The sequence below is a fragment of the Janthinobacterium sp. SUN120 genome, assembly GCF_030397735.1.
GTDB lineage: Bacteria > Pseudomonadota > Gammaproteobacteria > Burkholderiales > Burkholderiaceae_D > Janthinobacterium > Janthinobacterium kumbetense.
In genome coordinates, this window is record NZ_JAPUBW010000007.1 from 16,094 (window position 1) to 39,122 (window position 23,029).

The 23,029-nt window shown below is 62.2% G+C and carries 23 protein-coding genes; 8 read left to right on the forward strand and 15 right to left on the reverse strand.

All coding sequences use genetic code 11. The features are described 5' to 3' along the window. Positions 1 to 22: 22 nt before the first annotated feature. From O0879_RS26135 to yacG, 5 genes are all read left to right on the forward strand, one after another. Entirely contained in the window at positions 23 to 1,219 is a 1,197-nt protein-coding gene (locus tag O0879_RS26135; protein WP_289919547.1) for a type II secretion system F family protein, read from the forward strand. Between the two features lie 106 nt (positions 1,220 to 1,325). Next, on the forward strand, positions 1,326 to 2,195 hold the full coding sequence (locus O0879_RS26140; protein WP_289919548.1) for an A24 family peptidase: 870 nt from the start codon (positions 1,326 to 1,328) through the stop codon (positions 2,193 to 2,195). A gap of 31 nt (positions 2,196 to 2,226) precedes the next feature. Next, entirely contained in the window at positions 2,227 to 2,874 is a 648-nt protein-coding gene (gene coaE / locus O0879_RS26145; RefSeq protein WP_289919550.1) for a dephospho-CoA kinase, read from the forward strand. A 62-nt stretch (positions 2,875 to 2,936) separates the two neighbouring features. Continuing rightward, complete coding sequence (gene zapD / locus O0879_RS26150; RefSeq protein ID WP_077399896.1) at positions 2,937 to 3,692, forward strand: cell division protein ZapD; 756 nt, start codon at positions 2,937 to 2,939, stop codon at positions 3,690 to 3,692. 18 nt (positions 3,693 to 3,710) lie between these two features. Then, complete coding sequence (gene yacG, locus O0879_RS26155) at positions 3,711 to 3,902, forward strand: DNA gyrase inhibitor YacG (RefSeq protein ID WP_034748814.1); 192 nt, start codon at positions 3,711 to 3,713, stop codon at positions 3,900 to 3,902. Positions 3,903 to 3,905: 3 nt separating this feature from the next. On the opposite strand, the gene O0879_RS26160 is transcribed toward yacG, so the two are convergent. From O0879_RS26160 to argJ, 5 genes are all read right to left on the reverse strand, one after another. Then, the gene (locus O0879_RS26160; protein WP_289919552.1) at positions 3,906 to 4,322 is read right to left on the reverse strand and encodes a PIN domain-containing protein; all 417 of its coding nucleotides are present in this window, start codon (positions 4,320 to 4,322) and stop codon (positions 3,906 to 3,908) included. 6 nt (positions 4,323 to 4,328) lie between these two features. Then, on the reverse strand, positions 4,329 to 4,538 hold the full coding sequence (locus tag O0879_RS26165; RefSeq protein WP_289919554.1) for a DNA-binding protein: 210 nt from the start codon (positions 4,536 to 4,538) through the stop codon (positions 4,329 to 4,331). 120 nt (positions 4,539 to 4,658) lie between these two features. Further along, on the reverse strand, positions 4,659 to 5,081 hold the full coding sequence (locus O0879_RS26170; protein WP_289919556.1) for an NUDIX domain-containing protein: 423 nt from the start codon (positions 5,079 to 5,081) through the stop codon (positions 4,659 to 4,661). Next, positions 5,078 to 5,959 (reverse strand): ATP-binding protein, encoded by an 882-nt coding sequence (locus O0879_RS26175; RefSeq protein ID WP_289906890.1) that lies wholly within the window; start codon positions 5,957 to 5,959, stop codon positions 5,078 to 5,080. The genes O0879_RS26170 and O0879_RS26175 overlap by 4 nt, the downstream gene beginning before the upstream one ends. Continuing rightward, positions 5,956 to 7,194, reverse strand: coding sequence for a bifunctional glutamate N-acetyltransferase/amino-acid acetyltransferase ArgJ (gene argJ / locus O0879_RS26180; RefSeq protein ID WP_289919558.1), 1,239 nt, complete (start codon positions 7,192 to 7,194; stop codon positions 5,956 to 5,958). Before argJ ends, O0879_RS26175 begins: the two co-directional genes overlap by 4 nt. 505 nt (positions 7,195 to 7,699) lie before the next feature. Here argJ and O0879_RS26185 point away from each other — a divergent pair. Further along, positions 7,700 to 8,779 carry an alpha/beta hydrolase gene (locus O0879_RS26185; protein WP_289919559.1) on the forward strand — a complete coding sequence of 360 codons (1,080 nt, stop codon included), beginning with the start codon at positions 7,700 to 7,702 and terminating at the stop codon, positions 8,777 to 8,779. An 80-nt stretch (positions 8,780 to 8,859) separates the two neighbouring features. On the opposite strand, the gene secA is transcribed toward O0879_RS26185, so the two are convergent. Next, a complete protein-coding gene (secA, locus tag O0879_RS26190; RefSeq protein WP_289919560.1) occupies positions 8,860 to 11,628 on the reverse strand; it encodes a preprotein translocase subunit SecA in 2,769 nt (922 codons plus the stop codon). Positions 11,629 to 11,907: 279 nt separating this feature from the next. On the opposite strand from secA, the gene O0879_RS26195 reads away from it, so the two are divergent. Further along, positions 11,908 to 12,417 (forward strand): DciA family protein, encoded by a 510-nt coding sequence (locus O0879_RS26195; protein ID WP_099665424.1) that lies wholly within the window; start codon positions 11,908 to 11,910, stop codon positions 12,415 to 12,417. Positions 12,418 to 12,576: 159 nt separating this feature from the next. On the opposite strand, the gene lpxC is transcribed toward O0879_RS26195, so the two are convergent. The 3 genes from lpxC to O0879_RS26210 all read right to left on the reverse strand — a co-directional run bounded on the left by lpxC (position 12,577) and on the right by O0879_RS26210 (position 15,364). Beyond that, the gene (gene lpxC, locus O0879_RS26200; protein ID WP_077399869.1) at positions 12,577 to 13,512 is read right to left on the reverse strand and encodes a UDP-3-O-acyl-N-acetylglucosamine deacetylase; all 936 of its coding nucleotides are present in this window, start codon (positions 13,510 to 13,512) and stop codon (positions 12,577 to 12,579) included. 75 nt (positions 13,513 to 13,587) lie between these two features. Next, positions 13,588 to 14,430: a DMT family transporter gene (locus O0879_RS26205; RefSeq protein WP_099668227.1), complete on the reverse strand. Its 843-nt coding sequence runs from the start codon at positions 14,428 to 14,430 to the stop codon at positions 13,588 to 13,590. A gap of 160 nt (positions 14,431 to 14,590) precedes the next feature. Then, positions 14,591 to 15,364 carry a helix-turn-helix transcriptional regulator gene (locus O0879_RS26210; protein WP_289919561.1) on the reverse strand — a complete coding sequence of 258 codons (774 nt, stop codon included), beginning with the start codon at positions 15,362 to 15,364 and terminating at the stop codon, positions 14,591 to 14,593. Between the two features lie 104 nt (positions 15,365 to 15,468). Between O0879_RS26210 and O0879_RS26215 the strand changes: the two genes are divergently transcribed. Then, positions 15,469 to 16,236: a class I SAM-dependent methyltransferase gene (locus O0879_RS26215; RefSeq protein ID WP_289919562.1), complete on the forward strand. Its 768-nt coding sequence runs from the start codon at positions 15,469 to 15,471 to the stop codon at positions 16,234 to 16,236. Positions 16,237 to 16,376: 140 nt separating this feature from the next. On the opposite strand, the gene O0879_RS26220 is transcribed toward O0879_RS26215, so the two are convergent. From O0879_RS26220 to murC, 6 genes are all read right to left on the reverse strand, one after another. Further along, positions 16,377 to 16,883 (reverse strand): peroxiredoxin, encoded by a 507-nt coding sequence (locus tag O0879_RS26220; RefSeq protein ID WP_034784976.1) that lies wholly within the window; start codon positions 16,881 to 16,883, stop codon positions 16,377 to 16,379. Between the two features lie 297 nt (positions 16,884 to 17,180). Next, positions 17,181 to 18,389 carry a cell division protein FtsZ gene (ftsZ, locus tag O0879_RS26225; RefSeq protein WP_034748865.1) on the reverse strand — a complete coding sequence of 403 codons (1,209 nt, stop codon included), beginning with the start codon at positions 18,387 to 18,389 and terminating at the stop codon, positions 17,181 to 17,183. Between the two features lie 154 nt (positions 18,390 to 18,543). After that, a complete protein-coding gene (gene ftsA, locus O0879_RS26230; RefSeq protein ID WP_010394955.1) occupies positions 18,544 to 19,776 on the reverse strand; it encodes a cell division protein FtsA in 1,233 nt (410 codons plus the stop codon). Between the two features lie 49 nt (positions 19,777 to 19,825). After that, entirely contained in the window at positions 19,826 to 20,644 is an 819-nt protein-coding gene (locus tag O0879_RS26235) for a cell division protein FtsQ/DivIB (protein ID WP_099665427.1), read from the reverse strand. 1 nt (position 20,645) lies between these two features. Next, a complete protein-coding gene (locus tag O0879_RS26240) occupies positions 20,646 to 21,614 on the reverse strand; it encodes a D-alanine--D-alanine ligase (protein WP_289919566.1) in 969 nt (322 codons plus the stop codon). A 1-nt stretch (position 21,615) separates the two neighbouring features. Beyond that, positions 21,616 to 23,019, reverse strand: coding sequence for a UDP-N-acetylmuramate--L-alanine ligase (gene murC / locus O0879_RS26245; RefSeq protein WP_070222485.1), 1,404 nt, complete (start codon positions 23,017 to 23,019; stop codon positions 21,616 to 21,618). Positions 23,020 to 23,029: the final 10 nt, after the last annotated feature.

The window sequence follows — 23,029 nt, forward strand, 5'->3', positions numbered from 1 at the left end:
ATCGTGATGGCAGGAGGTGCACATGGCGGCCGAGCGGCGCTTTGCGTGGAAGGGCACGGACCGCCATGGCAAGCCGGTCGATGGTGTCTTGCGCGCCGCCGACGCCTGCGCTGCCAAGGCCACATTGAGAAGCCAGGGCATCCTGGCCACCCGGGTGCAGGCCGCGCGCAGCGCACCGGGCAAGGCCATCACGCGCAAGGATATCGCGCTGTTTACGCGCCAGCTGTCGACCATGATGGCGGCTGGCGTGCCGCTGCTGCACGCCTTCGACATCGCCGGCAAGGGCCATGCCAAGCCCGCGATCACGGCGCTGATGCGCGACTTGCGCCACGACATCGAAGCGGGCAGCAGCCTGCAGCAGGCTTTCCGCCAGTTCCCGCTGCTGTTTGACGAACTGTATTGCAACCTGCTGGCGGCAGGCGAACAGGCCGGCATCGTGCAAGACTTGCTGGCGCGCCTGGCCACGCACCAGGAAAAGGCCATCGCCCTGCGGCGGAAGGTGCGCGGCGCGCTGATGTATCCGCTGGCCATCGTGCTCGTCGCCTTCGTCGTCACGGCCATCATCATGAGCGTGGTCGTGCCCGCTTTCCGCCAGGTCTTCGACAGCTTCGGCGCGCCCTTGCCGCTGCCCACCCTGCTCGTCATGGGCGTATCCGCGTTTGTTGTCCGCTACTGGCTGGCCTTGCTGGCGGTGCTCGTGCTCGCTTGCGTGCTGCTGCACCTGGCCTGGCGCCGCTCTCCCGCGTGGCGGCGCAACATCCAACTGCAGGCCTTGCGCCTGCCCGTGTTCGGTCCCCTCTTGCGCAAGGCGGCGATCGCCCGCTGGACGCGCACCTTGGCCGCCATGTTCGCCGCCGGCGTACCGCTGCTCGACTCGCTCGGCCTGGTGGGCGCCGCCTCCGGCCACGCGCTGTACCAGGAAGCGACGACGCGCATCGAACGCGAAATCCGCGCCGGCGGCAGCCTGGCCCTGGCCATGGAACACAGCGGCGTGTTCCCTCCCTTGCTGACGCAACTGACCCTGATCGGCGAGGAGTCCGGCGCGCTCGACGCCATGCTGTCGCGCGCGGCCGACATCATCGAGGCCGATATCGACGCCACCGTGGCCACCCTTTCCACGCTGCTGGAACCGGCGCTGATAGTGGTGCTTGGCGTGCTCGTCGGTTCCCTCGTGATCGCCCTGTATTTGCCGATTTTCAAGCTGGGGGCCGTGATTTGACCATTCACCCGCCTAAAACGTCCCCATGTGCCGGCGGATGTTTTACACTGCGGCAGTGCCAGGCAATGTTTGCACGGCAACATTCATCACCTCAGACAAGTTCACCATGCTGCAAGATACCCTGCTGTTCGCCGCGCCCGGCAATCTGCCCGTCGCCCTCGTTGCCGCCCTGTTCGGCCTGATCGTCGGCAGCTTCCTGAATGTGGTGATCCACCGCGTGCCGAAAATGATGCAGCGCGAATCCGACAATTATGTGGCGGAAGAAAGCGGCTTGCCCTTGCCGCACACGGACCGCTACAACCTGATGCTGCCGCATTCGAACTGCACCGCTTGCGGCCACCGCATCACGGCCATGGAAAACATTCCCGTCATCAGCTACCTGCTGCTGCGCGGCAAATGCAGCGCCTGCCAAGCCCCTATCTCCGTGCGCTATCCGCTGGTCGAGCTGCTGACGGGCGCGCTGTCGGCTCTCCTGATCTGGCACTTCGGCAGCGGCTGGACGGGCCTGGCCACGCTCGTGTTTGCCTGGCTGCTGATCGCCATGACCTTCATCGACGCCGATACGCAAATGCTGCCCGACGACCTCACCTTCCCCCTGCTGTGGGCCGGCTTGCTGATCAATATCAATGGCACTTTCGTGCCCCTGCAGGACGCCGTCATCGGCGCGGCCGCCGGCTATCTGGCCCTGTGGGCCGTGTACTGGGCCTTCAAGCTGGCGACAGGCAAGGAGGGAATGGGCTATGGTGACTTCAAATTGCTGGCGGCGCTCGGTGCGTGGCTGGGCTGGACCATGCTGCCGACGATCATCCTGTTGTCGTCGCTGGTGGGCGCCGTGGTCGGCATCGGCCTGATCGTGTTTGCCAAGCGGGGGCGCGACAAACCGATTCCGTTCGGCCCCTACCTGGCGGCGGCAGGCCTGATCGCGCTGCTGTACGGCACGCCCCTGTCGCGCCTCACACTGGACCTGACCAGCTGACCCGCGCAACACTGCCCCTATGGAAAAACACATGCAACTACATAACGCACCGTATTTCAGCGTGGGTCTCACCGGCGGCATCGGTTGCGGCAAGAGCACGGTGGCCGACCAGTTCGCCGCGCTGGGCGCCTCCATCGTCGACACGGACCAGATCGCGCACAGCCTGACGGCGCCCAATGGCGCTGCCATGCCGGCCCTGGTGGCGGAATTCGGCCCCGACTACGCCGATGCGCGCGGCGCCCTCGACCGCGCAAAAATGCGCAACCTGGTATTCGCCGACGCCGCCGCCAAGGCAAAACTGGAAGCCATCCTGCACCCGCGCATCCGCCAGGCGACCCTGGCGGCGGCCGCCGAAGCGACGGGCAACTACGTGATCTTTGCCGTCCCCCTGCTCGTCGAGTCCGGCGGATGGGTAGAACGCGTCAACCGAGTTCTCGCCATCGATTGCCTGGAAAGCCTTCAAGTGTCGCGCGTGATGGCGCGCAATGGCTTATCGGAAGAACAAGTCAAAGCCATCATGGCCACGCAGGCCACGCGCGCCATGCGCCTGGCGGCGGCGGACGATGTGATCGACAATAATGGCGATTTGGCCGCCCTGGCGCCGCAGATTGCCCAGTTGCACGATTTATATCTGGCATTTTCAAAAAGAATGGCCGGAATCGGGCCGCAACGTTTGTAATTTGTCGACGCTTGGTTCAAAATCACGGGATTGTTTGCAGGTCCTTACTTAAGGGAATTATTTTGATTGTCTACGAATACCCTTTCAACGAACGCATACGTACCTTGTTGCGGCTGGAAGACCTGTACGACAAATTCAAGTTCTTCATCCAGCAAGAGCATGCAATGCAGCACCATGTTGCCTTGGCAACTATTTTCGATATGCTCGAAGTGGCTGGCCGCGCCGACCTGAAGTCCGACCTGCTGCAGGAACTCGAGCGCCAGCGCCAAAGCCTGCTCGGTTACCGCAGCAATCCAAATGTGGAACCGGAAACGCTCGATGCCATCCTTGGCGAACTCGACAGTGTCAGCGGCGCCCTGGTGGCGGCGCAAGGCAAGACGGGGCAGAATATCCGCGACAATGAATGGCTGATGAGCATCCGCGGCCGCACCATCATCCCCGGCGGCGCCTGCGAATTCGACTTGCCGTCCTACTTTGCCTGGCAAAAACGCAGCTCGGAACAGCGCTTGACCGATATCCACGCCTGGTTCGCCCCGCTCGCCCCGCTGTTCGACGCGCTGGCCCTCGTATTGCGCCTGCTGCGCGATTCCGGCGGACCCGTTAAACTGATCGCCAATGGCGGCAGCTACCAGCAAATGCTGCAAGGCAAGGTATACCAGATGCTGCGCCTGAGCCTGGACGAAAGCAGCGGCGCCATCCCGGAAATTTCCGCCAATAAATATATGCTGTGGGTACGCTTTACCACCCAGGGCGGCGACTTGAAGCCCAAGCCGCTGGAAGAAGATGTACCATTCGAGCTCACGCTCTGTAATTTTTAACTGTTACTTATTTGCCCCATCATGACCGTCGTTAATTGCCCTACCTGTGCCGCCAAAGTCGAATGGACTGAAGCCAACAAATTCCGCCCCTTCTGCTCGGAACGCTGCAAGCAGATCGACCTGGGCGCCTGGGCCGAAGAGAAATACACGATCCCCGCCGCCGACCCGTTCGAAGATCCGCTGGCGGACGAAGACAACAAGCCGCAATAATTCTCAGCGAAACGGATTTTCCAGGCGCAGCCCCTGCGCCGCGAAACTGTCGAGCCTGCCACTGACCACCGTCAAACCATAAGCGATACCCATCGCCGCGATCTGCCCATCGACGCCATGCGCATGGCCGCGAGCATGCAGGCGCGCGCACACGAGGGCGCAATCGAGGTCGAATTCCAGCAGCCGCGGCGCATAGTCTGCCAGCACGGCTTCCAGCCAACCTTCCAGCGCCAGTGCTTCCAGCGCCGCTTCGCGCCGCCAGCTGCGCTGTATGCCTGCGCGCAGCTGCGCAATGACCTGCACCGGCACATAGCGCATTTCCGGCGCCACCCGTTCGAAAAATGCGCGCACGCCCTCCGGCGCCGCGCTGCCCTTGCGCACCGCAACGATCACATCCGTGTCGACCAGGTAGGCGGACATCGCACGTCAGGTGCGGCGCTCGAAATCCGCATCGTGCCCCACGTCGGGCATGCAGCGCAAAATATCGTCGAGCGGACGCTTCGGCAGCGGCCGCAAGGCGCTGCGCAAGATGTCGCGGTGCTCGTCTTCGATGCTGCGGCCATGCGCGCGCGCACGCTTGTGCAAGGCGGCGATCAGCAATTCATCGGTATCGGTAAAGGTCAGTGTCAGCGGCATGCGCAACTCCCCAATGCTAGATGAAAGCACTGTAGCGCAAAGCGCGCGCGATACAAGGACAGTAACAGGAAAGCTTGCGCCAGCACGCAGCATGGTGTTGCCCGCTGGCACAAGTGTCAATCAGGCAAGCGCCAGCGATTCCCGGCGTACCTCGTCCAGCCATTCCAGCAAGGGAATGGTGGCCGGCAGCAAGGGTTCCACGCCGACCGTGCCCTGCCAGGCGAACGCCTGCCCTTCCAGGCTTTGCGGCTCGCCCCGCCACTCGCGGCTGATATAGAAATGCAGCCGCACATGGGCGTGCGGATACACGTATTCGACGCCGCACCAAGCCTCGGCACTGTCGATATATAAACCCAGTTCCTCGACAAACTCGCGCTTCAAGGCGTTAAAAATGGCTTCGCCCGGTTCGACTTTACCGCCGGGAAACTCCCAATAGCCGTCATACGGCTTGCCGGCCGGGCGCTGGCCCAGCAACACGTCGCCATTCGGCTTCATCAGGATGCCGACGGCGACATCCACTGGTGTGACTTTCACTTCGCTCATTGCGGCAACTTTCCCGCAGGTAGTTTCCCAGCATAGTCGCGCGCGAATTGCCACGCTACCCGGCCAGAACGGGAACCGCGCTGCAAGGCCCAGCGCAGGGCGTCGCCGCGCGCCTGCGCGATCTGTTCCGGCGTGCAGCCGAACGAAGCGAGCCAGTGCGCCGCGATATCGAGATAATCATCCTGCTTGAACGGGTAGAACGACAGCCACAGGCCGAAGCGCTCGGACAGCGAGATTTTCTCTTCCACCGTCTCGCCCGGATGCAAATCGCCGTCGTCATCCGTCTTGTAGCTACTGTTGTCGGACATGCGTTCCGGCATCAGGTGACGGCGGTTCGAGGTGGCGTAGATCAGCACATTGTCCGATTGCGCGGCGATGCTGCCGTCGAGCGCCACTTTCAGCGCCTTGTAGCCGCTCTCGCCCTCTTCGAACGACAGGTCGTCGCAAAAGATGATGAAGCGCTCGGGGCGCGCCGCCACCAGGTCGACGATGTCGGGCAAGTCGGCAAGATCCGCCTTGTCCACTTCGATCAGGCGCAGGCCTTGATCGGCGAACTGGTTCAGACATGCCTTGATCAGCGACGACTTGCCCGTGCCGCGCGCGCCCGTCAGCAACACGTTGTTGGCGGGGCGTCCGCTGACGAACTGGCGCGTATTTTGCTCGATCTGCGCCTTTTGCGTGCCGATATTGTGCAAGTCATCCAAGGCGATGGACGACACGTGGGCCACGGCCTGCAGATGGCTGGCCGCGCCCTGGCGCCGGCGCCAGCGGAAGGCGAAGCTGTTCCAGTCGGTCGCCGGCAAGGCCGGCGGCAAGATCGACTCGAGGCGCGCCAATACCCGTTCGGCGCGGATCAGGAATTGATCGAGGCCGGTCATGAGCGGTAATCGGCGTTGATCGACACGTAGTCATGCGACAAATCGCACGTCCACAGGGTAGCCGTGGCATCGCCGCGCGCCAGTTTCACGCGGATGGTGATTTCGCTTTGCTGCATCACGCGCTGGCCATCCTGTTCCTGGTAGTCCGGGTTGCGGCCGCCGTTCTTGGCCACCCACACGTCGTCCAGATACAGGTTCAATTGACCCACATCAAGGTCGTCCACGCCCGCGTAGCCGATGGCGGCCAGGATGCGGCCCAAGTTCGGGTCGGAGGCAAAGAATGCCGTTTTCACCAACGGCGAATGGGCGATGGAATAGGCGATCTTGCGGCACTCTTCCACGTTGCGGCCGTCTTCCACGATCACGGTCATGAACTTGGTGGCGCCTTCGCCGTCGCGCACGATGGCTTGCGCCAGGAAAGTCGACAGTTCGGTCACGGCGGCTGCCAGTGCCGCGTAGTGCGGCGAATCGATGGAATCGATGACCAGGCTGCCGGCGCCCGTCGCTACCAGCATGAACGAGTCATTGGTGGACGTGTCGCCGTCGATGGTGATGCAGTTGAACGATTTGTCTGCCGCCTGTTTCACCAGCTGGTCCAGCACCGGTTGCGCCACGGTGGCGTCAAACGCGAGGAAACCCAGCATCGTGGCCATGTTCGGCTTGATCATGCCGGCGCCCTTGCTGATGCCCGTCAGGGTGACCGCGTGACCGCCGATGGCGACGGTGCGCGAACCGGCTTTCGGCTGCGTGTCGGTGGTCATGATGGCTTCGGCGGCCGAAAACCAGTTGTCCGGCGTCAGTGCGGCCACGGCTTGCGGCAAGCCGGCGACCAGGCGCTGCACGGGCAAGGGTTCGAGGATCACGCCGGTGGAAAACGGCAGGATTTGCTGCGGCGTGCAGCCCAGCAGCTCGGCCAGCGCGGCGCAGCTGGCCTGCGCGTCAGCCAGGCCCGATTCGCCCGTGCCCGCATTCGCGTTGCCCGTATTGACCAGCAGCGCGCGGATCGGCGCGGCGCCGGCCGTCACGGCGGCCAGGTTGGCCTTCGAAATTTGCACGGGCGCGGCGCAGAAGCGGTTCAAGGTGAACACGCCGGCCACGGTGGCCGTCGGCGCCAGTTTCAATACCAGCAAATCCTTGCGGTTAGGTTTCTTGATGCCGGCTTCGGCAACACCGATTTCAATGCCGGCGACGGCTTTCAAGTCGGCGGCGACGGGCTTGGGGGAATTGACGGCCATGGTGATTTCTTCTGCGAGGGAAAAGGGAAGCGCTATTGTAGCGCCTTCGCGGCGCCGGTGAACATGCGGCAAGGGAATAGTCGCGCCGGCCAGGGCAGTCGCGAAGCGGGTCGGCAACATGACCAGGCTTGCGATTTATCAGAACGCTGCCGCCTGGCGGCGCTAAGGTAGAGGAACAGACGATCACGCGTCTCGCACAAGCGCCCGGGGAGGGGATGTCATGGCGCATGGAAAATCCTACCGCATGCATCGCAGCGATTCAGGCTCGTCACGCCCGTCGCGTCTATGGTGTGTATGCTGCCTGTTTTGCCTGCTGGCCTCGTTGACGGCCTGTACGCTGCCAGGTGAACCGGCCGATCATGCCATCGGCCACGCCACCGATCTGGCATCCACAGCGCCGCCGGCCGCTGAAACACCGCCAGCCGCAGAATTTCCACCCGCGATCGGGGTGGGACGACCGCCGCCAACCTTCCCATGGAACAGCTCATGGTCAGGCATCGGCGGCTTGGTCGGCAACCTGGGCAACCTGACCGGCAGCAGCGGCATGCTCACAGGCAGCAGCGGCATGCCCAAGCCTGGTAACGATCCACCGCCGGCCGGCGCCGTGCACGTCACCGTGTACTACGCCACCGACAGGCAATACCAAGCCAGCCGCCGCAGCTATGGCTGGCAGCCCAACCGCGCCGCGCCCCACCTGAGTTACGGCAGCGTCCTCGTCAGCATCCCTGAAAAAAGAGCGCCGGGCGAACTGCCGCTGCCGCCGTGGTACGACATCCTGTCCGGCGACGATGCGCAAAAATATGTGCTGATCAAGGGAACCACGCGCCTGTCGCACGCGGATTTCCTCGCCACCGTCAAGGCAAGCATTCAAGCCGCACCGGAACGCCGCGCCGCCTTCATCTATATCCACGGTTACAGCAATTCCTTTGATGACGCCGCCCGGCGCACGGCGCAGATGGCCGTCGACCTCGATATCGGCGCCCTGCCCGTGTTCTACAGCTGGCCATCGAAAGGCACCTTGGCCGGCTACGAATACGACCAGAATTCCGCCGAATGGACGCAAGCGCACCTGCAGGCATTCCTGGCCGATTTCGCGGAGCACTCCTCGGCCACCGATATCTACCTCATCGCCCACAGCATGGGCAACCGTCCGATGACCGTGGCCCTGGCCAACCTGCTGGAAAAGCGCCCCGACCTGCTGCCCCTGTTCAAGCAGGTGGTGCTGGCGGCGCCGGACATCAATGCCGATGTCTTCCGCGACCAGATCGCCCCCCGCTTTGCCAGCCTCAAGCTCTCCGCCACCCTGTACGCGTCCGCGAACGACAAGGCCATCCGCGCCTCCTACAATTTTGCCGACTGGGACAGGATAGGCGACATCCGCGGTCCCGTCGTCGGCATTCCCGGCATGGAGCTCGTCGATGCCTCGGCCGTCATCATGAACTTCATGGGGCACGATTACTTCGCCAGCAACCGCGTCCTGCTGACCGATATCGCCACCATGATCAAGACGGGCCAACGGGCAAAAAACCGCGGCGGCTTGAAGGGCATTCCCTCGCAGGCGCCGCAATATTGGGCCTTTCCCTGAGCAGGGACCGGGCAAGGCATGCCGGACATAAAAAAACGGAGACCGCGGTCTCCGTTCTTGTTCAAGCCATGCAGCGGGCTTTACGCCAGCTTGCCGTGGCAAGCCTTGTACTTCTTGCCGCTGCCGCAAGGGCATGGGTCGTTACGGCCCACTTTGACGCCCATGCTCACGCTCATGTCGTCGACGTTGTCCATGTTGCCGCCGGCCGAAGGAGCCAGCAGTTCTTCCGGCGCCGCGTTCGGGTCGAATTCGGCGTGCTGGTAGTGCACGTTTTCCACGTGCGACTGCTGCATCGCCTGTTCGGCCGCATCGACTTCGTCGCGCGACTGGATACGCACCGTCATCACGTGTTTCGTGACGTCGTTCTTGATCATGTCGAGCATCTGGCCAAACAGTTCAAACGCTTCGCGCTTGTATTCCTGTTTCGGATTCTTCTGCGCATAGCCGCGCAGGTGAATGCCCTGGCGCAGGTGATCGAGCGCCGCCAGGTGTTCACGCCAGTGGCTGTCCACGCTTTGCAGCATGACATTGCGTTCGAAGCCGCCGAACGATTCCTTGCCGACGATATCGATCTTCGACTGGTACACGGCATCGGCCGCGGCCAGCACTTTTTCCAGGATCTCTTCGTCCGTCAGGGTCGAATCGGCTTCCAGCATTTCATGCAGCGGCAAGTCCAGCTGCCATTCGCTGGCCAGGGTATTTTCCAGGCCCTTGATATCCCACTGTTCTTCCACGGATTCATGCGGCACGTACTCGTGCACCAGGTCGGTGAACACGCCATGACGCAAGGAAGCGATCATGTCGGAAATATCGGTCGTTTCCAGCAGCTCGTTACGCTGCTGGTAGATGACCTTGCGCTGGTCGTTGGCGACGTCATCGTATTCCAGCAATTGCTTGCGGATATCGAAGTTGCGCGCTTCCACCTTGCGTTGGGCCGATTCGATCGAACGCGAGACGATGCCTGCCTCGATCGGTTCGCCTTCCGGCATTTTCAAACGGTCCATCACGGCGCGCACGCGGTCGCCGGCGAAGATGCGCAGCAGCGCGTCGTCGAGCGACAGGTAGAAGCGCGACGAACCCGGATCACCCTGGCGGCCGGCACGGCCACGCAGCTGATTGTCGACGCGGCGCGATTCGTGGCGTTCGGTGCCGATAATGTGCAAGCCGCCCGCATTGACCACGTGGTCGTGCAGGGATTGCCATTCATCGCGCAAGGTCTGCGACTGGGCGGCCTTGTCGGCGTCGCTCAGTTCAGCATTGGCTTCGATGAACTTGATCTGGTTCTCAACGTTACCGCCCAACACGATGTCCGTACCGCGACCGGCCATGTTGGTGGCGATGGTGATGGCTTTCGGACGGCCTGCCTGGGCGATGATTTCCGCTTCGCGCGCATGCTGTTTCGCGTTCAGCACGTTATGCGGCAAGCCGGCCTTGGTCAGGATGCCCGACAACAGTTCCGAGTTCTCGATCGAGGTGGTACCCACCAGCACGGGCTGGCCGCGCTCGTAGCAGTCGCGGATGTCGTTCAACATCGCGTTGTACTTTTCCGCCGACGATTTATAGACCTGATCCTGGCGATCCTTGCGTTGCAGCGGACGGTTTTGCGGAATCACAACCGTTTCCAGGCCGTAGATTTCCTGGAATTCGTACGCTTCCGTATCGGCCGTACCCGTCATGCCGGCCAGCTTGGCGTACATGCGGAAGTAGTTCTGGAAGGTGATCGAGGCCAGGGTCTGGTTCTCGTTCTGGATCTTGACGCCCTCTTTCGCTTCGACGGCCTGGTGCAAGCCATCGGACCAGCGGCGGCCCGTCATCAGACGGCCCGTGAATTCATCGACGATCACCACTTCATTGTTCTGCACCACATAGTGCTGATCCTTGAAGTACAGCGCATGCGCGCGCAGGGCCGCATACAGGTGGTGCACGAGGGTGATGTTGGCCGAATCGTACAGCGAGGCGCCTTCCGGCAGCAGGCCCATCTCCATCAGGATGCCTTCGGCCTTTTCGTGGCCGGCTTCCGTCAACAGCACCTGGTGCGCTTTTTCATCCTTGGTGTAGTCGCCCGGCACTTCAACCTTGCCCTTGCCGTCCGGCGTTTCTTCGCCGATCTGCAAAGTCAGGCGCGCAGGCACTTCATTGATCTTGTGATACAGGTCCGTATGGTTCTCGGCCTGGCCCGAAATGATCAGCGGCGTACGCGCTTCATCGATCAGGATCGAGTCGACTTCATCGACGATGCCGAAGTTCAGGCTGCGCTGCACGCGCTCGCGCGCTTCGTAGACCATGTTGTCGCGCAGGAAGTCGAAACCGAATTCGTTATTCGTGCCATACGTGATGTCGGAGTTGTACGCCTGCTGCTTGGCGCTGTGCTCCATCTGCGACATGTTTACGCCAGTCGACAGGCCCAGCCATGCATACAGGCGGCCCATGGTCTCGGCATCGCGCTGCGCCAGGTAGTCATTGACGGTGACGATATGCACACCCTTGCCCGACAAGGCATTCAGGTAGGCTGGCAAGGTTGCCATCAGGGTCTTGCCCTCGCCCGTGCCCATCTCCGCGATCTTGCCGAAATGCAAGACCATGCCGCCGATCATCTGCACATCGAAATGGCGCATGCGCAGGACGCGCTTGCTGGCCTCGCGGCAGACGGCAAAGGCTTCCGGCAGCAAGGCATCGAGCGATTCGCCCGCGGCGATGCGTTCCTTGAAGGCAGGCGTCTTCGCTTGCAGCTCGGCATCCGACAGCTTTTCGATGGCCGGCTCGAGCGCATTGATCTCGCGTACCGTTTTTTGGTATTGCTTGAGCAGCCGCTGGTTGCGGCTACCGAAAATCTGGGTCAGTAATGACATGCTTGAATTCTTGAAAAAACGCCGTTAAAAAAAGCTCGGTAGGGAACAACGCGGTAGTAATCGCGTCACCGCACGGAGTTCGACTATGGCAAAAGACGATGATTTTATCATGCGTTCCCGACATGATTGGGGTAATGCGCCATATAACAATAGCTTAATGACAAACAAATAGCAGAAATTGCGGACATTTTCCATACTGTAAGGCAATACGGTCCGCCCGCCTGCACCGCACCCGCCGCCGCACTCGTCACGCGGGGGCGAGTGTGCTATGTTTCGGCCATGCGAACTCCCACTTATTCTCCGGCGCCGCGCCGCGGCTACGGCTTTGCCCGCTCCGGCCCGGCCGTCACGGGCGCAACCGATTTTCTGCGCGGCAATGCGACGATGGCTTCCCTGATGCCCACCGTCACGCGCCTGGCCGCCCTGCAAAAAGATTGCGCCAAGGCCTTGCCGGCCATGTTCGAGCATTGCGACATCCTGCAGTTCGAGAGCGGCCAACTGGTGCTGGCCACGCCGAACGCGGCGCTGGCGGCCAAGCTCAAGCAGCAATTGCCAAAGTTACAAGGGGAACTGGAAAGAAAAGGCTGGCAGATTTCAGGCATCAAGCTGAAAGTGCAAGTGATCAAGAGCATCGCGCCCATCGTGCATACGCGGGCACTGGTCTTGCCGGAAAAAGCCATGTCGGCCCTGGAAGAGCTGAGCACGGCCCTGCCAGCGTCGAAGCAGAACGAGCAGTTGATCGCGGCGCTGCGCAATATGGTGCGCCACCACCGCGAACCTAAAGATTAAGACTGCCCGGCAACATTTTGACACCTCAGAAAACCGTAGCGAGCGGAAGGGAGAGGTGGCTAAGAAGCGCAACCGTACGAAGTACGGGGGCGCCGAGCCGGTGAGCATCGCAGGCCGCCTATACCGACGCGCAGTAGGTTTAATGAGGTGTCGCTCAGATCAGGTCAAGGACCACTCGCGCTCCATCTGGCGCAGATAGGACTGCGGCGCCGCCTCATTGGTATCGAAGGAAACGATTTCATACGATTCCGGCTGCTCCAGCAGCGCCAGCAGCAGCTGGTTGTTCAGCGCGTGGCCCGACTTGTGTGCCGTGTAATACGCGAGCAAGGGGTGGCCCACCAGGTACAGGTCGCCGATGGCGTCGAGGATCTTGTGGCGCACGAACTCGTCTTCATAGCGCAAGCCATCGGCGTTGAGGATGCGGTACTCGTCCATCACGATGGCGTTTTCCAGCGAACCGCCACGGGCCAGACCCATGCCGCGCAAGCTTTCCACGTCCTGCATGAAGCCAAACGTGCGTGCGCGCGCCACGTCGTGCACATACGACACGTCGCCAAAGTCGACGGAGGCGCGCTGCATCGTGCCATCGACGGCCGGGTGATTGAATTCGATAAAGAAATCGAGCTTGAAGCCGTCATACGGCGACAAGCGCGCCCATTTCTCCGCGTCACCCTTGCCGTGACGCACTTCCACGGGCTTGATGACCTTGATGAATTTCTTTGGCGCTTGCTGCTCTTCCACGCCAGCCTGCTGCAGCAGGTAGACGAAGGACGAGGCGGAACCGTCCATGATGGGGATTTCTTCCGCATTCACGTCGATATACATATTGTCGACGCCCAGGCCAGCCGCAGCCGACATCAGGTGTTCCACTGTAGAAACCCTGGCGCCATCCTTGATCAGCACGGAAGCCATGCGCGTATCGCCCACGGCCATGGCGCTGGCGGGGAACTCGACGATGGGATCGAGGTCGATGCGGCGAAACACGATGCCCGTGTCGATCGCGGCAGGACGCAGAGTCAGCTCGACCTTGGTGCCAGAATGCAAACCGACACCGATGGTGCGGACCTGTTGTTTGATGGTGCGTTGTTTTAACATCTGTCGATTATATCTATTTGCCGGATTTTCGTTGCGGCGCGGCATGGCCCACGCCAGAAATACCACAACCGCTACTCATGGATGCTCACTCTCGGCGTGGACAGCCTCCCTGCGCACGAGGTAAATGCCGCTGCCGATGATGATGGCCGCACCGATCAGGGTGTATTCGTCGGGCAAGGCGCGCCACAGCATCCAGTCCAGGGCCATGCCCCAGGCCAGGGCCGAGTATTCGAATGGCGCCACGCTGGACGCCTTGCCATGGCGAAACGCTTCCGTAATCGCCAGCTGCCCCAGGAAGCCACTCAGCGACAAGCCCGCCAGCAGCCACCAGTCTTCGCGGCGGATGCTCACCCACTCGTGCGCCGACAGGGCCACGCCGCCGAGGGCCATCATCACCATCAGCCAAAAGACCATGCTTTCGCTGGCGTCCGTGCGGCTGAGGATGCGGCCCGTGACGGCGGAAATGGCGTAACAGGCGGCCGAGCCCAGCACGGCCAGCCCGGCCACCGAAAAGAATCCCGAACCGTCGGGGCGCAGCGCCACCAGCACGCCCAGCAAACCCACGGCGATGGCGCACCAGCGCGCGAAGTCCACTTTTTCCTTCAGGATAAAAACCGACAGGACGGTAATCAGCAAGGGGGCGACGAAAAACAGCGCATACGTCTCGGCCAGCGACATGCGCTTCAGGCCGTAGGCAAACAGGGTGATCATCAACACGCCCAGGACGCCGCGCAACAGGTGCAGCGGCCAGCGCACCTTCAGCACGTTCTTGAAGGCGCCGCGGTACAGCAGGTACAGGCAGACGAGCGGCAACGACGACAGGGCGCGCAAGGCCGTCACCTGCATGGGCGGATAATGGGCGGACAACAGCTTCATGGCTGTGTCCATCAGGGAAAACATGGCGACGGCGACCAGCATCACATAGATGCTGCGCAGGTTGGGATTGCGGGGTATCAGGACAGACTCCTGGCGAAAGAGCGGGACCGTCATCATGGCGACGGCCGGAGCCAGGACAGCATGGTCTGGAAAGGCAGGGCCAGGCGGTCAGCCCGATTATAACAAGCGCGGCCGTTTTACCTTATGACACAGGCAACAGCATCACCAGTTTCAAGTCGTGCTGGCGCGCCAGGTGCAGGGTCACTTGATTGAACGCAAGCAGGCCCTGTTGCGCATGCCGGAACTGGCGCAAGCCGCCATCGCGGCCCTGCACCTGCTGCGCGCCCCACCACTGGCGAAATTCAAGGCTGGCATCGGCCAGTTCGGCGATCAGGCCGGCCAGCGGCGCTTGGTCCGCCTGCCGGCCGATATCGGCGCGAAACTCTGCTACCAGGCGCTGCGCCCGCTCGGGCCAGCCGACGACCAGATCGCGCGCACCAGGTTCCAGGAACATGAAGCGCAACTGGTTCGGCGCGTCCCCGTCGCCGTGCAGCCAGCCCGTAAACAACATGGACGCCGCGCCGTTCCACGCCACGGCATTCCATGCGCGGTCCAGGATGTACGCGGGCGCGTCGATGGCGGCGACGATGGCGGCCAACTCGGCGGCGGCGGGTCCCCCGCCCTCGCCTGCGCCATGGCTGGGGTCATGTTTGTCTGCCACCTCGAACAGATAGGCGCGCTCGGCCGCGCTCAGCTGCAGCACCTGCGCCAGGCGGGCCAGCATCTTGGCCGACGCCGACACGGGCCGCCCCTGCTCCAGCCACGTCAGCCAGGTGGGGCTGACATCGCACAGCTGCGCCAGCTCTTCACGCCGCAAACCGGGCGTGCGCCGCCGTCCGCCGCCGGGCAAGCCAGCCATGGCGGGGGTGACGGCCTCGCGCCGGGCGCGGATGAATTCAGCAAGTTTGTTCGACATGACGGGGAAGCATGGTAGTAGATATACCAGTATAAGTTATGGTCTTGTTACAGGATAATTTTATCCCTATTCTGCAGGAACTCAGCCATCCACAGGAGAAAACCATGCAGCAGCACGATGTCGTTACCGAACAGTTTGGCAAGACGGCCAATGCCTACCTGAGCAGCGCCGTACACGCGCAAGGTGCCGACCTGGTGCTGATGCAGGAATGCGCGCGCCGCCATGGCAAGCCCGTCGTCCTGGACCTGGGCTGCGGCGCCGGCCACGCCAGCTTCGCCGTCGCCCCCGTGGCGCAATCCGTGGTCGCCTATGACCTGGCGCAGCCCATGCTCGACGTGGTCGACTGCGCCAGGGTGCAGCGCGGCTTGCACAATATCAGCACGCAACAGGGCGACGTGGCCCGCCTGCCGTTTGCCGACGCCAGCTTCGACATGGTCGTCACGCGCTTTTCCGCGCATCACTGGAACGATGTGGCGGGAGCCCTGGCAGAAGCGTGGCGCGTGCTGCGCCCGAACGGCACCTTATTAGTCGTCGACATCGTCGCGCCCAAGACGGCCCTCTACGACAGCACCCTGCAAGCGGTGGAAATGCTGCGCGACGCGTCCCACGTACGCGACTACCGCAGCTGCGAATGGGGCGCCAAGTTTGACAACGCGGGTTTTACGCACAGCTTGCGCAGCGTGTGGAAACTGACCATGCAGTTCGACGAGTGGGTGGCCCGCATGCGCACGCCAAGCGAAAGAGTGGCGGCCATCCGCAACCTGTTCGATGGCGCGCCAGAGGAAGCGCGCCGGTATTTCGCACTGCAGGACGATTATTCGTTCAGCATCGATGCGGCCATGTTCGAGGCGAGCAAGCCGTCGGTACAATAAAAAAACGGCGCCGATGGCGCCGTTTTTACGTCAAAAAAGACAAGTCCCTGAAAAATGTTCAGGGCAAGGCGCATTGCCGCAGGCAGTACGAGTAGTACGCCAAGGCAGTGCAACGCCGCCATGGACTTTTTCTCAGGGACTTAAGCCAGTTGGCCCAGCAAGGTTTCCGCGTTCGACACTTCAAACTTGCCGCCTTGCTCGATGTTCAATTGCGTCACGACGCCATTGTCGACCAGCAACGAGTAGCGCTGCGAGCGCGTGCCCATGCCGTGCTTGGAAAAATCGGCGTCCAGGCCCAGGGCCTTGCTGTAGGCGGCGTTGCCGTCAGCCATCATGCGCACGACGCCGGTAGCTTTCTGGTCGCGGCCCCAGGCGCCCATCACGAACGCGTCGTTGACAGAGATGCACCAGATTTCATCGACGCCCTTGGCTTTCAGGTCGGCGGCGTGCTTGACGTAGCCTGGCACATGCTGTGCGGAGCAGGTCGGGGTGTAGGCGCCTGGCAGGCCGAAGATGGCGATCTTCTTGCCCTTGACCAAGTCTTGCACGTTGAACGTGTTCGGGCCCAGTGCGCAGCCTTCGGTTTCGCTTTCGATGAATTCAGCCAGGGTGCCTTCTGGCAGGGTGTCGCCGATCTTGATGGTCATGTTGACTCCTTGTGTACTGTCGGTTGAAGGCGCCGCCCGTTCCATGGAGCGGACAGCGCCCGTGATCTGGTTCTGCCGGCATGCTGCCGACACTGCGCGATAGTATGCCTGACTTGCCGTATTTGTGCAGAAAGTGGCAGGAAAGGCAAAGGCCGACATCAAGAAAAAGATAAAAAAACGGCGGCCCTCAGGCCGCCGTCATGTTTGCTGACATCAGATCACCTCCGGTCACCTAATCACATGAAAAATGCGCAGGGCAAGGCTATGCAACGCCGCCATGGGCTTTTTTCACTGTGATTAGTCGGCTTGTTTGCGCAGGAAGGCTGGAATATCGTACGTCTCCATGCCATTCTTTTCCATCGCGCGCACCTGCTCGGAAGCCGATTCGCGGCGCCATACCGCCGGCGCTTTCATGCCGTCGAAACCGGCAGCCGGCGTAGCCACGCCAACCGTCGTCGTCGCCGCTTGCGCGCTACCCATGGCAGCCGATGGGGTCAACGGGCTGTTGTGCGTACCGGTGCGCAGCACTTGCTGCGGTACCAGCTGGATGTTTTTCTTCGCGCGGCCCAGGCCCGTGGCCACCACGGTAACGCGGATGTCGTCGCCCATGGCGTCGTCGTAGGCGATACCTTGCGCGATCGACGCGTCCGGCGCGGCAAACGCGCGCACGGCGGCCATGACTTCCTTGATCTCTTTACCTTTCAAGCCACGGCTGGCCGTGACGTTGACCAGCACGCCGCGCGCGCCGGACAGGTCGATGCCGTCCAGCAGCGGCGAAGCGACAGCCTGTTCCGCGGCGATGCGCGCGCGGTCGACGCCGGACGCCGTCGCCGTGCCCATCATGGCCTTGCCCTGCTCGCCCATGATGGTTTTCACATCGTTGAAGTCGACGTTGATGTGGCCCGGCACGTTGATGATCTCGGCAATGCCGGCCACCGCATTGTTGAGCACATCATCGGCATGCTGCATCCATTCCAGCATGCTTTCGTCTTCGTAGATCTCTTCCAGTTTTTCGTTGAGGATGATGATCAGCGAATCGACGTGCAGGGACAGCTGCTCCAGGCCTTCGTCGGCGATGTCCATGCACTTCTGGCCTTCATACGAGAATGGCTTGGAAACCACGGCCACCGTCAGCGCGCCCAGTTCCTTGGCCACTTCAGCCACGATAGGAGCGGCGCCCGTGCCCGTACCGCCGCCCATGCCGGCAGCGATGAAGACCATGTGCGCGCCGCGCAGCGAATCGGCGATGCGCGTGCGAGATTCTTCCGCCAGCTGGCGGCCGACGGCAGGCTTCATGCCGGCACCCAGACCGGTATCGCCGATCTGGATGATGTTGTGGGCCTTCGATGTCGACAGGGCTTGTGCGTCGGTGTTGGCGGCAATGAACTCCACACCCGACATGCCTTTGTTGATCATGTGTTGGACTGCATTGCCACCCGCACCGCCGACGCCGACGACCTTGATGACGGTACCTAAAGCTGTGTTATCGACCATATCGAACTCCATGATGTGCTCCTATCAGATGCGGTTTCCAAGCGCCAGGCCTCATATTGGTAGGAGAACTGGAGATTGAAAACTGCGGTTAAATATAAAATAAAGTTATGTGTGTGTACCTGCGATGCTGCCAAAAAACCTGTACTGCCGGGCGAAAGTCATGCCCTTAAAAATTCCCTAAAAACCATTCCTTCATGCGCTGCCAGACTGCCTTCACCGAGCCGTCCTGACGCGTCACGATGTGGCCGCGCAGGTATTGCTTCTTCGCTTCCAGCAGCAGGCCCAATACCGTGGCATAGCGCGGACTGCGCACCACGTCGGCCAGCTGGCCCCGATACTCGGGCGTGCCCAGGCGCGCCGGTTTCAGGAAAATGTCTTCCGCCATTTCCACCATGCCGGGCATGATGGAAGTGCCGCCCGTGAGCACAATGCCCGACGACAGCACGCCTTCGTAACCGGATTCGCGCACCACCTGGTGCACCATGGCGAACAGCTCCTCGACGCGCGGCTCGATCACTGCCGCCAGCGCCTGGCGCGACAGGTTGCGCGGGCCGCGGTCGCCCAGGCCCGGCACTTCCAGCGATTCGCCGGGATCGGCCAGGACCTGCTTGGCCACGCCATAGCGGATCTTGATTTCTTCCGCTTCCGCGGTCGGGGTACGCAAGGCCATGGCGATGTCGTTGGTGATCTGGTCGCCGGCGATGGGAATGACTGCCGTATGGCGGATCGCGCCATCGGAGAATACCGCCACATCGGTCGTGCCGCCGCCGATGTCGATCAGCACCACGCCCAGTTCCTTCTCGTCGGGCGTGAGCACCGCATCGGCGGACGCCATCGGCTGCAGGATCAGGTCCGACACTTCCAGGCCGCAGCGGCGCACGCACTTGACGATGTTCTGCACTGCCGACACGGCGCCGGTGACGATATGCACCTTCACCTCCAGGCGGATGCCGCTCATGCCGATCGGCTCGCGCACATCTTCCTGGCTGTCGACGATGAACTCTTGCGGCACCGTGTGCAGCAATTGCTGATCGGTCGGAATGTTAACCGCTTTTGCCGTCTCGATGACGCGCGCCACGTCGGTCGCCGTCACTTCCTTGTCCTTGATGGCCACCATGCCGCTGGAATTGAAGCTGCGGATATGGCTGCCCGCAATGCCCGCGTAGACATTGCGGATCTTGCAGTCGGCCATCAGCTCGGCCTCTTCCAGCGCGCGCTGGATGGACTCCACCGTGGCCTCGATATTGACCACCACGCCTTTTTTCAGGCCCTTCGATTCGTGCTGGCCCAGCCCGATCACTTCGTGGCGCCCGTCGGACATCACTTCGGCTACCACCGCCACCACTTTCGAGGTGCCGATGTCGAGGCCGACGATCAGGTTTTTCGCGTCTTTTGTCATTTCTTTCGCCTAGTTTTTTGGGCTATTAATTGATTAATTGATTATTCGGTTAAGTCGGTTTTTTAATCGGACTGCCATTTTTCTTCTTGATTGCCGCTGCCGGCCTGCCATCCTTGCCTTCGGCCGGTATCACCAGGCCGGCGGAACTGAGCGCCAGGCCATTCTGGTAACGCATATCGATCGTGTCGATATTTTCCAGCCGGCTCGCCAGCTGCGGGTAGATGCCTACCAGCCGGTCGACCCGCGCCTTCAGGGTCGTATGATTCTGTTCGCGCCCCAGCGCCACGCTCATGCCGTTATCCAGTTTTACGGTCCACGCATAGCGGCTCGACAGCGACAGGGTTTCCGGCACCATCTTCAACGGCGCAAACCACTTTGCCAGCTGCACGTAGGTCGCCAGCACTTCCTTTTCGCTGCCATCGGGGCCGGCGAAGGCCGGTAATTCATGGTCATCTTCGGCCTCGGCCACATTCGCCGTAAACACGTCGCCCTTGACCGACAGCAAGCGCCCGTCCTCGCCCCAGGTACCCAGCGCTTCATGTTCTTCCAGCGCCACGATCAGCTGATTCGGCCACTCGCGCCGCACGCTGGCACGGCGCACCCAGGGCACCGATTCGAACACGCCGCGCACGCTTTCCAGGTTGGTCGTGAAGAAATTGCCCTTGATGCGGCCCAGAGTTCCGCTGCGCAGGGTCAGGTAATTCACGTGGCGCAGGCCCTTGTCGTCCGCGCTTTCCACCTTGATCGTGCGCAGGTCGAACATGGGACGCTGCGACACCCACCAGACGCCGGCGGCCACGCACACGACCAGAACCGCGGCCAGCAAGCCGTTGGCAGTCGTATTGAGGCTTTTAGCGTCATGCCACATATCAGCGCTGTCCCTTGTGCATTTTCAAGCTTGCGCCGGCGACGATTTCCAGGCACAGGTCTTCATAGCTGGTGCCCTCCGCGCGCGCCGCCATCGGCACGAGCGAATGCCCCGTCATGCCGGGCGAGGTGTTCACTTCCAGCAGGAACAACGCGCTGTCTGCCGTGCGCATCAGCACGTCGACCCGTCCCCAGCCTTCGCAGCCCAGGGCGCGGTAGGCGGCCAGGGCGATGCGCTCCATCTCTGCGATGATCGCGCCATCGAGCTGCGGCGGGCAGAAATACTGCGTATCGTCCGTAAAATACTTGTTCTGGTAGTCGTAATTGCCTTGCGGGGCGACGATTTCGATCGGCGGCAACGCGCGCGCCGTGGCGCCCTTGCCCAGGATCGCGACGGTGAATTCGCGGCCCTTGATGAATTCCTCGGCCAGCACCGAATCATCGAGACCGGCGGCGATGTCGTAGGCGGCCTGGAAGGCCGACGCTTCGTTGACGGTCGTGATGCCGATGCTCGAGCCTTCATGCGGCGGCTTGACGATCAGCGGCAAGCCCAGTTCCGCGGCCACCTTGGCCAGGTCGGAGCTGTCGTCCAGCACCGCGTACTTTGGTGTCGGCAGTTGGTGCATCAACCAGATCATCTTGGTATAGACCTTGTCCATGCCCACCGAGCAAGCCATCACGCCGCTGCCCGTGTACGGGATGCCCAGTTGCTCCAACGCGCCCTGCAGGCTGCCGTCTTCGCCGAAGCGGCCGTGCAGCGCGATGAAGACACGGTCAAATTGCTCAGCGGCCAAGTCGGCCAGGCTGCGTTCGCCCGTATCGAAGCCATGCGCATCCACGCCATGGCTTTTCAGGGCTGCCAGCACGCCCGCGCCGGACATCAGCGACACTTCGCGCTCGGCCGAACGGCCGCCGAACAGGACGCCGACCTTGCCCAATTGTTTAACGTCGATAGCTGAAGCTTGGTTCACGTCAGGCCTTTACAGTGTGAGATTGATACGTTGTCAGTTGATTCGGGATGCCGCTGATCGAGCCGGCTCCCATGGTCAGCACGACGTCGCCGTCGCGCGCCACGCTCATGATGGTGTCGGCCATGTCCGTCATGGACTCGACGAAAATCGGTTCGATCTTGCCGCGCGCGCGCAGCGCATGCGCCAGGGCACGGCCGTCGGCAGCGACGATAGGCGCTTCTCCCGCCGCATACACTTCGGACAGCAGCAGCACGTCGGGTGCGCCCAGCACCTTCACGAAATCCTCGAACAGGTCGCGCGTACGGCTGTAGCGGTGCGGCTGGAACGCCAGCACCAGGCGGCGGCCCGGATAGGCGGCGCGCGCGGCGGCCAGGGTCACTTCCGTTTCCACTGGATGGTGGCCAAAATCGTCGACCAGCGCAAAGGTGCCGCCATTCGGCAGCGCCACGTCGCCATAGCGCGTGAAGCGGCGGCCCACGCCGGAAAACTCGGCCAGGCCCTGCTGCGTGGCGCTGTCGGCGATGCCGATTTCGCGCGCGATGGCAATCGCCGAGCAGGCATTCTGCACATTGTGCATGCCGGGCTGGTTCAGCACCACGTCCAGGTCCGGGTAACCTTCCTGCAGCACGGTGAAATGCATTTCCAGGCCTACGGCGCGCGCGTTGATGGCGCGCACCTGCGCGTCTTCCGCGAAACCATAGGTGGTGACCGGCTTGGTGACGGACGGGATGATGGCACGCACGTGCGGATCGTCGATGCACAGCATGGCACGGCCATAGAACGGCAAGCGGTGCGTGAACTGCACGAAGGCCTGCTTGAGCTTTTCGAAATCGTGCTCGTAGGTGTCCATGTGATCGGCGTCGATATTCGTGATCACTTCGATCATCGGCGTCAGGTTCAGGAACGAGGCGTCCGATTCATCGGCTTCTGCCACCAGGTAGTCGCCCGAACCCAGCTTGGCGTTCGCGCCGGCGCTGGTCAGGCGGCCGCCGATCACAAAAGTAGGATCGAGGCCACCCTGCGCCAGCACGGAAGCGACCAGGCTGGTCGTCGTCGTCTTGCCATGCGTGCCCGCGATCGCGATACCGCGTTTCAAGCGCATCAATTCGCCGAGCATCACGGCGCGCGGCACCAGCGGAATCTTGCGCGCACGGGCGGCCGCCACTTCCGGATTGTCTTGCGGGACGGCGCCCGACGTCACCACCGCATCGGCGTCGCCGATATTTTCCGCCGCGTGACCGAGCATCACGGTCGCGCCCAGGCTCGCCAGGCGCTGCGTCGCCGCATTGCTGCCCAGGTCGGAGCCCGACACCTTGTAGCCCAGGTTGACCAGCACTTCGGCGATGCCGCTCATGCCGCTGCCGCCAATGCCGACAAAGTGGATATTGTTTACTTTATGCTTCACAGAGCTAACC

Excerpts from the sequence above, each read along its gene's own strand:
- O0879_RS26215 (WP_289919562.1), top strand. The coding sequence starts at position 15,469 with ATGCAGCAGCACGATGTCGTTACCGAACAGTTTGGCAAGACGGCCAAT.
- O0879_RS26165 (WP_289919554.1), bottom strand. The coding sequence starts at position 4,538 with ATGCCGCTGACACTGACCTTTACCGATACCGATGAATTGCTGATCGCC.
- O0879_RS26170 (WP_289919556.1), bottom strand. The coding sequence starts at position 5,081 with ATGAGCGAAGTGAAAGTCACACCAGTGGATGTCGCCGTCGGCATCCTG.
- O0879_RS26220 (WP_034784976.1), bottom strand. The coding sequence starts at position 16,883 with ATGACCATCAAGATCGGCGACACCCTGCCAGAAGGCACCCTGGCTGAA.
- O0879_RS26195 (WP_099665424.1), top strand. The coding sequence starts at position 11,908 with ATGCGAACTCCCACTTATTCTCCGGCGCCGCGCCGCGGCTACGGCTTT.
- ftsA (WP_010394955.1), bottom strand. The coding sequence starts at position 19,776 with ATGACAAAAGACGCGAAAAACCTGATCGTCGGCCTCGACATCGGCACC.
- O0879_RS26175 (WP_289906890.1), bottom strand. The coding sequence starts at position 5,959 with ATGACCGGCCTCGATCAATTCCTGATCCGCGCCGAACGGGTATTGGCG.
- secA (WP_289919560.1), bottom strand. The coding sequence starts at position 11,628 with ATGTCATTACTGACCCAGATTTTCGGTAGCCGCAACCAGCGGCTGCTC.
- O0879_RS26160 (WP_289919552.1), bottom strand. The coding sequence starts at position 4,322 with ATGTCCGCCTACCTGGTCGACACGGATGTGATCGTTGCGGTGCGCAAG.
- O0879_RS26210 (WP_289919561.1), bottom strand. The coding sequence starts at position 15,364 with ATGTCGAACAAACTTGCTGAATTCATCCGCGCCCGGCGCGAGGCCGTC.
- O0879_RS26135 (WP_289919547.1), top strand. The coding sequence starts at position 23 with ATGGCGGCCGAGCGGCGCTTTGCGTGGAAGGGCACGGACCGCCATGGC.
- ftsZ (WP_034748865.1), bottom strand. The coding sequence starts at position 18,389 with ATGGAGTTCGATATGGTCGATAACACAGCTTTAGGTACCGTCATCAAG.
- argJ (WP_289919558.1), bottom strand. The coding sequence starts at position 7,194 with ATGGCCGTCAATTCCCCCAAGCCCGTCGCCGCCGACTTGAAAGCCGTC.
- O0879_RS26140 (WP_289919548.1), top strand. The coding sequence starts at position 1,326 with ATGCTGCAAGATACCCTGCTGTTCGCCGCGCCCGGCAATCTGCCCGTC.
- lpxC (WP_077399869.1), bottom strand. The coding sequence starts at position 13,512 with ATGTTAAAACAACGCACCATCAAACAACAGGTCCGCACCATCGGTGTC.
- O0879_RS26205 (WP_099668227.1), bottom strand. The coding sequence starts at position 14,430 with ATGCTGGTCGCCGTCGCCATGTTTTCCCTGATGGACACAGCCATGAAG.
- coaE (WP_289919550.1), top strand. The coding sequence starts at position 2,227 with ATGCAACTACATAACGCACCGTATTTCAGCGTGGGTCTCACCGGCGGC.
- O0879_RS26235 (WP_099665427.1), bottom strand. The coding sequence starts at position 20,644 with ATGTGGCATGACGCTAAAAGCCTCAATACGACTGCCAACGGCTTGCTG.